Genomic DNA, 12,717 nt, shown 5'->3' on the forward strand with positions numbered 1-12,717 from the left:
TATGGCTCGACTCCTGCTCGTTTCGAACCGTCTTCCCGTCACCGTCAAGGCGGAGAAGGATGTCGTCTCCGTGGTGCGCAGCGCCGGGGGGCTCGCCACCGGGCTCAGCCGCCCGCATGAGCGCTCCGGAGGCATGTGGATTGGCTGGCCCGGGGATGTCTCGCGGCTGACGGACGCCCAGCGCTCGCAGGTGGAGAAGCAGCTGGCGGACCTGCGCTGCGTGCCGCTGTACCTGTCCGCCAGCGAGGTCAGCCGCTTCTACGAGGGCTACTCCAACCGGGTGCTCTGGCCGCTGTGTCACTACATGCTGGACCGCGTCCCCCGGCAGGACCGGGACTGGGACGCCTACCGCAAGGCGAACGAGCGCTTCGCCGACCTGGCCGCGAAGCACTATCAGCCGGGCGACACCATCTGGGTGCATGACTACCAGCTCATGCTGGTGCCCGGGATGCTGCGCCAGCGCCTGCCTCACGCGCGCATCGGCTACTTCCACCACATCCCGTTCCCGTCGTCCGAAATCTTCAGCACGCTGCCCCGGCGCGGCGAGCTGCTCCGGGGCCTGCTGGGCGCGGACCTCATCGGCTTCCACGCGGTGAGCTACGTGCGGCACTTCTCCGGCACGCTGCTGAGGCACCTGGGGCTGGACACGGACATCGACCGCGTCCTCTTCCAGGGGCGCGAGGTGCGCGTGGGCGCCTTCCCCATGGGCATCGACTCCACCGCCTTCGAGACGCTGGCGCGCGAGCCCGCGGTGCTGGACGAGGTGAAGACGCTACAGGAGCGCTCGCGTGGCGAGCGGCTGCTCGTGGGCATCGACCGGCTGGACTACACCAAGGGCATTCCCCGGCGCCTGCTCGCGGTGCAGCGAGTGCTGGAGCGGGAGCCGGCCCTGCGCGGGCGCCTGCGCTTCATCCAGGTGGCCGTGCCCAGCCGCACGCAGGTGCAGGCCTATGCCGAATACCGCGAGACGGTGGACGAGCTGGTGGGCCGCATCAACGGCCTCTACGGCACCGTGCACAGCACGCCCGTGCACTACCTCTACCGCTCGCTCAACGAGAAGCAGCTGGTGAGCCTCTACCGCGGCGCGGACGTGATGCTGGTGACGCCCGTGCGCGACGGCATGAACCTGGTGGCCAAGGAGTTCTGCGCGGCCCGTCCGGACGACGACGGCGTGCTCGTGCTCAGCGAGTTCGCGGGCGCGGCGGCGGAGATGCGCGACGCGCTGCTGGTGAACCCCTACGACGTGGAGGGCATGGCGGACGCCATCGAACAGGCGCTGGAGATGCCCAGGCCCGAGCGCCAGGAGCGCATGCGCAACCTGCGCGCGGGCGTGAAGGCGCGGGACGTGCACTGGTGGGTGGCCAGCTTCCTGGACCGGCTCCAGGGGCTGCCCTCGGTGGCGGAGAAGCCGCCGCTGCCGGACGGCATGCTCGCGTTGGACAAGCTGAAGGGGCCGGGCCGCAAGGTGCTGTTCCTGGACTACGACGGAACGCTCGTGGGCTTCGCTTCCATGCCGGAGCTGGCCGCGCCGGACGCGGAGCTGATGACGCTGCTCCAGGAGCTGTGCGCCCGGCCGGATATCTCCGTGCACATCGTGAGCGGCCGCCCGCGCGAGACGCTGGAGGCGTGGTTCGGTGAGCTGCCCGTGGGGTTGCACGCGGAGCACGGCCTGTGGTCGCGCATGCGGCTGGGCCAGCCGTGGCAGGCACTGCCGGGCGTGTCCTTCGAGTGGAAGCCAAAGGTGAAGCCCGTGCTGGACGCGTTCGCGGCGCGGGTGACGGGCTCTTTCGTGGAGGAGAAGACGGCGTCGCTCGCGTGGCACTACCGCAAGGTGGACGCGGAGTTCGGAGCGCTCCAGGCGCGCGAGCTGCGCCTGCTGCTCTACGAGAAGTTCTCCCAGGAGCCCATGCACATCCTGCCCGGCGACCGGGTGGTGGAGGTGCGGCCCCGGGGCGTCAACAAGGGCCGCGTGGTGCCGGAGGTGCTGAAGCAGGAGGCGCCGGACGTGCGCGTGGTGGCCATGGGCGACGACGTCACCGACGAGGACCTCTTCGCCGCGGTGCCCCCGGGCGGCATCACCGTGCACGCGGGCAACAAGCACACGTGCGCGGCGTACCGCGTGGAGGGGCCGCCGGAGGTGCGGCGGTTCCTGAAGGCGCTGCTCGGGAAGTAGCCGAGGGGCGCCCCGTGGGCTTCAGAGGTTGAAGCCCACGTTGCCCACGGAGATGCTGGGTCCGAAGATGAAGGACCACTTGCTGGAGGGCACCACGGTGTCGGTGGTGGGGTCGCCGCTGGTGCGCCGGGTGATGTCGCCCCGGAACTCGCGGGCAATCCATGCGTTGGCACCCACCGCCGCGCCCGGGCCAATGGGCACGCGCAGGCCCAGGCCCAGCACGGCCGCCAGCGTGGGCGGGAACTGGATGTCCCCGGACTGCGGCACCAGGCCCAGGCCCATCAGGCCCATCTCGATGCCCAGCAGGCGCTCCTGTCCTTCGTTGTTGAGCAGCGCCAGGCGCGACAGCACGCCGAAGTTGATGGCCAGCTGTCCCGTGGGCTGCGTCGCGCGGTAGAGGCCCGCGGGGATGGTGGCCATGGTGTAGAGGCGGAACATGCCGCCGCGCACGATGGCGGTCCACTGCGCGGACGGCAGGCCCGTGCGGTCCACCGTGGAGAGGGCGTAGCGGGACTCATCCGCGACGTGCGCCACCTGCACGAGGATGCGGTCGTACTGGCCCAGGTTGCCCTGCACGGGGATGACGCGCACCTCGCCCTTGGGTCGCAGGAACAGGCGCTGGTCCACGCTGCTCTCGCCCCGGATGGAGTTGTCGGACTTCGTCACGGTGATGCGCAGGGTGATTTCCTGGTTGCCCTCCTCCAGCGTGAGGCGCTCGCGGTGGATGATGACGCGGCAGGTGTTGCGCATGCCGTACTCCAGCCGGTGCGGACGGCTGGGCGCGAGCTTCTCGTCGTTGCCTTCCTTATCCGCGCAGATGAACTCCACCAGGTTCTCCACGTTGGTGGGCACGCTGGCTTCACGCACCGCGCGCTGCACGCGCTCGTTGGTGACGAACAGGTCGGACGTGGCCAGCTCCGCGGGCAGCGTGGGCAGCCGGTAGGCGAAGCGCAGCGACACGAAGCCGCCGGCGGTGGCCTCGCCCTGGATGAGCGTGGTGGTCTCTCGCATCGTCACGGTGTACGCGCCGCCCAGCGGGCGCAGGACGAAGCGGCCCAGGCCGCCGTTGGACGCCACCGTCACCTCCGCCGGGCGGTTGGTGGGCACGAAGTCGATGCTGCCGTGGCCGGGCAACTCCAGCGTCGCGCGCGGGTCCGGCACGGGCTTCGTGTCCGCCGTCTCCGACGCCACCACCGTGCCGTCCACGCGTGACGTGATGGCGGTGACGGTCACCTGCGGCTCGTTGGTGCCGCTGGTGCGCAGGAGCACGTAGGTGCCGTCCTGCGCCTTCACCACGCGCTCCACCCGCACGCGCGCGCCGTTCACCGTCCACAACAGGCCGCGCGGGTCGTGCGCGCAGGCGGCGTCCAGGCGCATCACCAGTCCGGAGTCCTCCGCGTCGCGCAGCACGGTGCCGTCCACGGCGGTGATGGGGCACGCGAGCACGGGCAGCGTCTCGGAGAAGGACGTCTCCAGCGCGTCGCCCTTCGCGAAGAACACGCGCGGCACCAGCCGCAGGCGCAAGGACACCGTGGGGTTCAACCCCGGCACGTTGCGGATGGACACGGCGCCCTCGGTCACCTCGCAGCGCGCGGTGCCGCAGTCCACGGACGCGATGGCCTCCGAGTGCGTCACCGCCGCGTAGCCGGGGCCCTTGGACAGGTCCACGCCGGAGGACTGCACCAGGGGCCGCGTGAGCACGGTGCGGCCGGGGCGCAGGCGGAAGTATTCGTCGTCCAGGAAGCGCCCGTTGGCGTCGTACGTCGACACGCCCGCGCCCCTGCGGCCGTAGGCGGGGACCCACGACAGCGTCGCGTCCGTGGGCAGGCCGGGCGTCAGCGGGACGGCGCACTCGTTGGGGGCGTTGGGCTCCAGGCAGAAGTCCTGGCCGTCCACGGAGGCCGTCTTCGGATCCACGCCCCGGGGTGTCCCGGACCAGGCGATGGCCACGTTCTTCAGGCCAGTGCCCTTGAGCTCCAGGCGCCCGTCATCCGGGTAGAACGTGGTGGCGGCGCTGTCGATGCGCGGGAAGGGCCCGGTGGCCACCACCACCACGGTGTCGGTGGCCGTGGCGCAGGAGGCCTCGTCCGCGGCGACCTTCAGCTCCAGCGTGCGGCTGGCGTCATCCGCGCGCGTGGGCGGCTTGAGCGTGCGGCCCTCCAGCACCCAGCCGCCGCGCACCGGGCCGCACAGCACGCCCTTGGGGATGACCTCCACCGCCCGGCCACCTTCGGGGAGCTGGACGACGGGGGTGGCGGCGGTGGCGACCGTCGCCACCAGCAGGCAGCCAAGGACGAGCGCGCGTGCAGGGTGCATGCATCTGCTTAAGCACGGAGGGCCGCGTCCGGGTCAAGCCCTCCGTGCTCATGCGACACCAGGCAGGCGCCGCGAGTGTCCGCGATTACCGCGAAGCCGTCTTCTGCCCCGGCCCCTGCAGCAGGATGCGGCGGCCGAAGGCGCGGTCCACCCGGCCCAGGAACTCACGGAACTGGGGGTACTCGTCCGCCTTGATGCGGGCGACGGAGAGGGCCACCTCGCCGTCGGCGACGAGCGCGCCGTTCTCCACGCGGTAGCTGAGCTTCACGCGGCCGAACTGGGTGGTCTCCTCCACCGCCTGCGGCATCTCCGCCACGGTGTAGCCGCCGGGCAGCGTGTAGCGCAGCTTGAAGGTGTTCACCCAGGGGCTGGACATCACCAGGTCGAAGCGGCGCTCGGCGAGCGACGCGTACGCCTGCTGGTAGGTGCGCCCCGTGCCGAAGGGCAGGAAGCGCAGGCTGCCGCCGGGCAGCACCTCCGCGTAGCGCGGGATGCCCATGTTGAAGTCCAGCGTCACGTCGTCATCCAGGCGGGTGGTGTCGCTGAGCTTCACCTCTCGCACGGTGAGGCCGGGGAAGCTCTGGGCCCAGGCGCGCTCGAAGGTGGACTTGCGCGTGGACTCCGGGCGGTAGGCGCGGCGGTAGTCCGGCGCGGACTGGCCGGACACGCTGCTCTGGCCCTTCACGTCCGCGCCGCCGTCAGGCCGCAGCGCCACGTCCATGGCCAGCGTCGTCTTGTTGTCCTCCGCCTTGGCCTCCGGCGTGGTGAGGAAGTTGCTCGTCCCGTTGGGGTCCACCACCAGCACGTTGGCCACGCGGTCCGCGCTGGGGAGCTCCTTGGCGCCGTGGAACTCCGCCGTGCCGTCCAGGTACAGGTCGAACTTGGGCACGTACGCGATGGCGTGGTTGAAGGCCGCCAGCGACGCGGGCTCCGCGTCCAGCGCGCCCAGGTTGCGCATGCGCAAGAGCACCAGCCGGCTGTCCACGCCCGCCACCTTCAGCATGGAGTGGATGAGGCTCGCCTTGTCCTTGCAGTCGCCGAAGCGGCGCGCCAGCACGCGGTCCACGCGATACGGCTTGAAGCCGTGGATGCCGAACTCCAGCGCCACGTAGCGGGTGTTGGTGACGACGAAGGAGTAGATGGCGCGCACGACGGCCAGCTGGTCCTTGCGGTCCACGCCGGTGAGCACCTGGTCCACGGTGGTCTTCAGCTCCGCGTTGGGCTGGAGCTGGTCACGCACCAGGCCCCACCAGTAGTGGCCCACCTGGTCCCACGTCTTGTACGTGGAGATGTGCAGGTTCTGGGCGACCTCCGCCCAGCCCGGCATGCCCGGCTCCGGCACCACCTTGGAGACGTGCTTCGCGCCGAAGCGGTACACGGTGCGGCCGGACTCGGGGGCCTCCTGCTGCTGGTCCACGCCAGCCAGGCGGCTCTTGTTCCAGTACAGCGGCCGCTCCTTGGGCATGTCCACGACGTACTGGAAGCGCACCTTCGGGTAGACGCCCTGCACGCTCTCCACGTCGCCCCAGTAGTCCGACAGCAGGTTGTCCTGCGCGGTGTCGTCCAGGCGGTAGGTGAGCTCCAGCGTGTCACCGGCGGCCAGCGACGGGAACGACAGGATGCGCGCGCGGGCGTCGTAGTACATGCCCGTCCACGGCTCGTTGATGTTGCGGTCCGCGTCGCCGTAGCTGTCCACCACGGAGCCGTCCGGCTTCGTCACGCGGGCGCGCAGCACGCGCACCTCCTGGCGGTCCGGCGAGTACGTCACCGGCACGCTGCGGAACGCATCCACGCCGCGCTGGTTGTACACGCGCACCACCATCTGCTGCATGCGGCTGGACAGGCCGCTCTTCTGCACGCGCACGTAGGTGTTGTCCACGAGGTACAGGGCGTCCTCGTTCATGTAGCCCTCGGCCTCCTTGGACAGGGGCTTCGCGTCCACCAGGTACTGGGTGCCCGCGCTCTCGGACTCACCCTTGAGCGTGCGCAGGGCCTCCTTGAGGCCGGGGTTCTGCGGGCGCAGCACCAGCGACTTCTCGAAGGCGGCCAGGGCGGGCTCGCGCTGACCGGCGGCCAGCAGCGCGCGGCCCTCGCGCTCGTACACTTCCGGCTCATCCGGAGAGAGCGCCTTGGCCTCGGTGAAGAGGACGGTGGCCTCCTCCGCGGCGCCGTTGGCGGCCTTCAGCTCCGCCAGCCGCACGCGGCTGCCGTTGTCGAAGGGGTTCAGGTCGGTGAGCTTCGCGTACTCACGCTCGGCGGCGTCCACCTTGCCCGCGTCCGCGAGCATGGAGGCCAGCTGGCGGCGGGTGTTGGAATCGTCGTAGCGCAGCGCCAGCACCACGCGCATGCGGTCCATGGCCTCCTGGGCGCGGCCCAGTTGACGGGACGCCGCGGCGGCCACGCGCACCACGCGGGGCACGCGCGGCTGCTGACGGAAGGCCTCCTCGATCAGCGCGTGCGCCCGGGCACGCTCGCCCAGGGCCTCCGCCGCGCGGGCGAGCAGGAGGCGCGCGCCCGGCACGTTGCGGCCGTCCTCTACTTCCATGATGGGAGCGAGCATCGGCTGCACGCGCTCCGGGTGGCCGCGGTCCATCTCATGGTCCGCGAGCGCCAGGCGCGCCGGGGCGTAGGTGGGGTCCGCCTTCACGGCGGCCTCCAGGAAGCGGCGGCGCTCGTTGAGGTCGTCCGTTTGGGTGTTGGCGGCCAGCACTTGCAGGCGCGCGTCGTTGGGGGCGCTCTCCGCGGCGAGCGCGGCCTCGGCGCTGGCGGTGTGCTCGCGCTCGTCATACGCGCGGAAGAAGGACAGCACCTGGGCGTAGTCGCCGCGCAGGGCCGCGTCGTCCGGGTTCTTCTCCACCAGCGCGCGCAGCGAGGAGGTCAGCGTGGGCAGGGGCTGCGGCGCGGGCGCGGGCATGCGCTCCAGGGCGGGGGCCTTGGCGGGCAGCGAGGCGCGGGCGGACGCGGACTCCGAGCGCAGGTAGAAGCCCAGCGGGCCGGACTCCTGGCACACCTTCACCAGCACGCGGTTGAGGCCCTTCTTGAGCTTCACCGACACGCGCGTCTGGTCCGGGCGCGGCAGGTTGTAGCGGTCCTCCTTGGACGCGAGCTGGCCGTTCACCCACAGGCGGTAGCCGCCGGAGGTGCCCAGGCCCAGCGCCACGCGCGTGTCCTGGGGTACTTCCAGCCAGGTGAGCGCGTACGCCACGGACTCCTTGTTGGGGCGCACGGCGGTGGCCAGGTCCACGTAGCCGTCAGCGGACGTGACGGACAGCTTGCGCCAGGTGGCCTCGTGGCCCTTGGCGCCGGGGTAGCGCGCGGTGAGGTCCAGGTTGGCGGCCTCCGGACCGAAGTCCGTGTCGCAGCCGGCCTTGCCCTCGTTCTCGAAGCCGCCCACGACGTAGTAGTCGTTGACGAAGCCCAGCCACTGGCGGACCTCGTTGGCGCGCACCATGCGGCCGCGCGAGCGCTCCGCGTCCATGAGCAGCAGCTGCGCGGTGGTGCGCGTGTTCGCGTCCGACGTGCGGCGCGACGCAATCTGCTGGTAGGTGCTCACCAGCGGGGTGAGGTCCTCCACGTCATCCACCAGCGCGTGCATGCGCAGGAGTGCGGCGCCGCCGCGTGGCGAGTTGGCGGCCTTGACGGCCTCGGCCGCGTACTCGCGGGCCCGGTCGTCCGCGTTCGGCTTCGCGAGCCCCAGCACGGGGCAGGTGAGCACGACAAGTGCGGCCAGCGATGTGAAACGCGACATCCGTTCTCCTCGAAGTTCGACGGCGCCCGGGGGCAGGCAGGGGGCGATGACGCCAGTGAACAGGCGGACCCGTCACGGCCTTCCCCTGCATGTGGCCCCGGACGGCGGGCAAGCAACCCATCCGAGTCCCACTCTATGCCGGACCGGTGTGGGGCGGGGTGGGCCCGTGAAGGCCAGGGCACGAAAACGCACAGGGCCGGCGCGGGCGTGATGCCCGTGCCGGCCCCGGTGTGGGTGCCCCTGACTCGGGGGCGGACGTCAGTGGAGCTTGGTGTAGAGCGCGTTGACTAGGCTGCCGTCATCGCCGCTCAGCTCCCAGAACATCGCGCCGCCCAGACCCTTGGACAGGATGTAGTCCGACTTGGCGTTGATGCTCTGCACGTCGTCGTAGGCCACCCACACCTTCGTGGACGGGCTGTAGACGTAGGCCTGCTTGCTCTCCGGGTGGAAGAACTTCGTGTAGCCGGAGCCCGCGCGCTCGTAGTTGGCCTTGAGGTCCTTGTAGTCGAACACGCCGGTGAGGCCGGACTGGCCGTCATCCCAGGTGCCCTTGGTGGGCACGCCGGACTGGAACAGGCCGTTGTTCACGTTGGGCACGTTGCCCCAGCCGCGGCCGTAGAAGGGCACGCCGACGACGATCTTGGAGGCGGGCACGCCCAGCTGGAGCATCTTGGCGATGGAGCCGTCCGTGTAGAAGCCGTCGGTGGCGCCCGGGTCACCCGTCACGCGGTCGAGCGCGGAGTGGAAGTTGACCGTGCTCTCGAAGGCGCCGTGGTAGTCGTAGGACATCACGTTGATCCAATCGAGGATGCCGGCCAGCTTCACGGTCTCCTGCTTGTTGGCGAGCAGGTCCGGCGACGCGCCCGACGCGATGGTGAGCAGGTAGGGCTGGCCCGTCTGCGCCGTCACGGCGGCCAGCTGGGTGCGGAACTCCTGCATGAGCAGGGTGTAGTTCACCTTGTCCGCGGGGCTGCTGATGTTGTCCGGCAGGCCGCCGCCGGTGGGGTACTCCCAGTCCACGTCGATGCCGTCGAACACGCCCACGCCGTTGGCCGGGGTGACGCCGGGGAACTGGCCCTTCACGTACAGGTCCACGCAGGACTTCACGAACGCGGTGCGCGACGCGGAGGTGGCGGCGACCTGCGAGAAGTACTTGGACCAGCTCCAGCCGCCAATGGAGATGAGCAGCTTGAGGTTCGGGTTCGTCTTCTTCAGCTCCTTGAACGCGCGGAAGTTGCCGCGCAGCGCGCCGGGGTCCCACTCACCGGGGAAGCCGAAGCCCTTGTCGATGTCCGCGAACGAGTCCCCGAGGACGCACTTGCCGTCCGGAGTGATGTTGGAGAAGGCGTAGTTGATGTGCGTGAGCTTCGACGCCGGGACGTTGGAGACCTGGTAGTTGCGCGCGTAGATGCCCCACGCGGTGAAGTAGCCGACGATGCGCTTGCCACCCGGAGGAGGCGTGCCGGGCAGCTCCACCACGACGCTCACGGTCTTGGTGCCCACGTTGCCCGCGGCGTCGTACGCCTTCACGGTGTACGTGTACGTGCCGTTCTGCGCGGACGTGGAGAACGCGCGAGTGAACGACGACGCGGTGGCGACGAGCGAGCCGTTCTCCAGGATTTCAATCTTCGTCACGCCCACGTTGTCCGTGGCGCTCGCGGAGACGGTGACGGAGCCCGCGGCGGTGATGCGCGACGCGCTGGCGCTGGCGGTGACGACGGGAGCGGTGACATCGCCGTTGGAGGGGATGGAGACGGTGACCGTGACGGTCTTCGAGCCCACGTTGCCCGCGGCGTCGTACGCCTTCACGGTGTACGTGTACGTGCCGTTCTGGCCGGAGCCGGAGAAGCTCCGCGTATAGGAGGACGCGGTGGCGACGAGGGTGCCGTTCTCCAGGATTTCAATCTTGGTCACGCCCACGTTGTCCGTGGCGCTGCCGGAGAGGGTGATGGAGCCCGCGGCGGTGACGCTCGTGCTGCTGCTCGACGCGGTGACGACGGGCGCGGTGGTGTCGCCACCACCCGTGACGGGGCCCAGGTCCAGCCACAGCGCCGCCACGGCCGTCGGCGTCCAGTCCGCTTGGGACGTGTGGGCCTGACGGCACTCATAGACGCGGCCTTCGAAGGTGACGCGAGTGCCCACGGAGTAGGCGACGCCCACGGCCCACGCGGCATCCAGCGGTGCCTTCATCACGCTGCCCGGGCCCTCGGCTTCGGGAGCGAAGGACTCCTGGCCACAACCGGCGACGGTCAGCGCGGACGCCACCAAGCCCACAATCCATTTGCTACGACGCATTCGTGTTCTCCTCGCCTGCGGTACACGCGGAAGGAGTCACGCACCCATTTTTCCGGGTTAATCGCTGTGAATGCTTTTCGCCTGCCCGCCCACCCATGTGGTGTGGACGGAAAGGTCCGGCTTCAACAGCACCAGGTCCGCGCGATGGCCGGGGGCGATGCGGCCCCGGTGGCCGTGCAGCCCCATGAAGGTGGCGGGATGGAGCGAGGCCATGCGCAGCGCCTCTTCCAGGGGCACGTTGAGCACATGGACGCAGTGGCGCACCGCCGCGGTGAGGTCGATGTCCGCGCCCGCGAGCGTGCCGTCCTCCGTCTCCAGGCGGCCGTGGCGGCGCAGGATGGTGCGTCCCTGGAGGGTGAAGGACGTGACGGACGTGCCGACGGGCGGCATGGCGTCCGTGACGAGGAACACCTTGCCCGGCGGTTTGACCTTGAGGAGCAGGCGCAGGTTGTCCGCGTGCACGTGCACGCCGTCCGCGATGACGCCGCACCACGCGTCGTCATGGATGAGCGCGGCGACGACGGGGCCGGGCTGGCGGTTCATCACCGGCGGCATGGCGTTGAACAGGTGGGTGAAGCCTCGCACGCCTGTGTTTAGAGCTTGGGTGGTGCGCTCGCTGGTGGCGGCGGTGTGGCCCGCGCTGAGCACGACGCCTGCGGTGGCGAGGCGGCGCAGGGTGGCATCGTCCACGCACTCGGGAGCGAGCGTCATCAGCACTCGGCCGCCGTGCGCGGCGAAGCGGCGGGGCAGGGCGGTGAGGTAGTCGAGGTCGCGAGGATCGGGCGTGCGGATGAACGAGGGCACGTGGACGCCAGCGCGCTCGCGACTGATGAAGGGACCTTCCAGGTGGATGCCGAGCACGCCGCTGTCGGGGCGCGCGGTGGCGATGAGCGCGGCCTCGCAGGCTTCGCGCATGCGGGCTGCGTCGTCGGTGATGAAGGTGGGGAGCAGGCCCGTGGTGCCGCACGCGCGCATGGCGGAGGCGATGGCGAGCGCGGCCTCCTCGGTAGGCGTGTCGTTGAAGAGCACGCCGCCCGCGCCGTTGACCTGCACGTCCACGAAGCCGGGGGCCAGGAGTGTGTCACCGGGCAGCGTGTGCACGGTGGCTCCAGTGGGGAGTCCGGTCTGGGGCACCACGGAGCGGACGATGCCGTCCTCGATGACGACGGCGTGACCTTCGAGGACCTGGTCCCCGGTGAAGACGCGTGCGCCCTGGAGGACGGTCGTCATCACACGGTCTCCGTGACCTTGCGCAGATGCGCGGGCGCATCCGGGTCCAGGCCTCGCGCCGTCGCGAGCTGGTGCACCGCGAAGTAGAAGCTCTGCACCTGGCAGAGCGGCGCGATGGCCGTGGGGAGGTCCGGCAGCGTGGGCAGAGCCTGCGCGCCGGGGACGGGCAGGGCGGTGTGGACGTTCGCGCCCAGTTCGACCATGCGCTGCACGACTTCGCGAGTGCCCTGCGCGGCGTTGTCCTCCTGCCCCAGCGCGAGCACGGGGAAGCCCGGCCGCACGAGCCCGAGCGGACCATGGAGGACCTCCGCGGTGCTGAAGGCTTCCGCGTGCAGACGGCACGTCTCCTTGAGCTTGAGGGCCATCTCCAGCGCGGCGCCCAGGCCGCTGCCCCGTCCGACGACATAGAGGCTGCTGGCGTCCTTGAGCGTTGAGAGCGCCGGCCACCAGTCGAGCTTCCCAGCGGCCTCCAGCGCGTCCGGGAACCGCCGGGCGGCGTCATGCAGCTCCGCGGAGTCAGACCAGTGCGCGACGAGCTGGAGGAAGGCGAGCCCGGAGAGCAGATAGGACTTGGTGGCGGCGACGCTGTGCTCGGGGCCGGCGGACAGGGGGATGTGCACGTCGCACAGCGCGGCCAGCGGCGAGGACTCGTCGTTGATGAAGCCCAGCACGACGGCGCCTCCCGCGCGGGCGGCCTCGGTCATGCGCAGGAGGTCGGGGCTCTGGCCGGACTGGGACACGGCGATGAAGAGCGCGTCGCGCAGGTCCAGGGAGCGCGTGTTGTAGACGGACGCGACGCTGGGACCCAGCGAGGCGACGGCGCGGCCCAGCGTGGTCTCGATGAGGTACTTGCCGTAGACGGCCGCATGGTCGGAGCTGCCCCGGGCGCAGGTGACGACGAAGCGGGGCGGCGTGCGGCGCAGGCGGGCGCCCAGGTAGGTGAAGGTGTCGCGGC

The 12,717-nt window shown here is 70.6% G+C and carries 6 protein-coding genes; 1 reads left to right on the top strand and 5 read right to left on the bottom strand.

Annotated elements, in window-relative coordinates:
- Nucleotide 1: 1 nt before the first annotated feature.
- Nucleotides 2-2,173, top strand: a complete 2,172-nt coding sequence (locus D7Y15_RS24140; RefSeq protein ID WP_120577385.1) for a bifunctional alpha,alpha-trehalose-phosphate synthase (UDP-forming)/trehalose-phosphatase — start codon at nt 2-4, stop codon at nt 2,171-2,173.
- A gap of 21 nt (nt 2,174-2,194) precedes the next feature.
- Here the strand turns inward: D7Y15_RS24140 and D7Y15_RS24145 are convergent, their stop codons facing one another.
- The 5 genes from D7Y15_RS24145 to D7Y15_RS24165 all read right to left on the bottom strand — a co-directional run.
- Nucleotides 2,195-4,489, bottom strand: a complete 2,295-nt coding sequence (locus tag D7Y15_RS24145) for a hypothetical protein (protein WP_199745980.1) — start codon at nt 4,487-4,489, stop codon at nt 2,195-2,197.
- 85 nt (nt 4,490-4,574) lie between these two features.
- Complete coding sequence (locus D7Y15_RS24150; protein ID WP_121754072.1) at nt 4,575-8,237, bottom strand: DUF3857 domain-containing protein; 3,663 nt, start codon at nt 8,235-8,237, stop codon at nt 4,575-4,577.
- Between the two features lie 258 nt (nt 8,238-8,495).
- A complete protein-coding gene (locus D7Y15_RS24155) occupies nt 8,496-10,532 on the bottom strand; it encodes a glycosyl hydrolase family 18 protein (protein ID WP_121754073.1) in 2,037 nt (678 codons plus the stop codon).
- A gap of 57 nt (nt 10,533-10,589) precedes the next feature.
- The gene (gene nagA / locus D7Y15_RS24160; protein WP_121754074.1) at nt 10,590-11,762 is read right to left on the bottom strand and encodes an N-acetylglucosamine-6-phosphate deacetylase; all 1,173 of its coding nucleotides are present in this window, start codon (nt 11,760-11,762) and stop codon (nt 10,590-10,592) included.
- Nucleotides 11,762-12,717, bottom strand: a 956-nt coding sequence (locus D7Y15_RS24165; RefSeq protein ID WP_148712856.1) for an SIS domain-containing protein, incomplete at its 5' end; no start/stop codon positions are given. The genes nagA and D7Y15_RS24165, both read right to left, overlap by 1 nt.

The organism is Corallococcus sp. AB030 (assembly GCF_003668965.1).
In the GTDB taxonomy this organism is placed as follows: Bacteria; Myxococcota; Myxococcia; order Myxococcales; family Myxococcaceae; genus Corallococcus; species Corallococcus exiguus.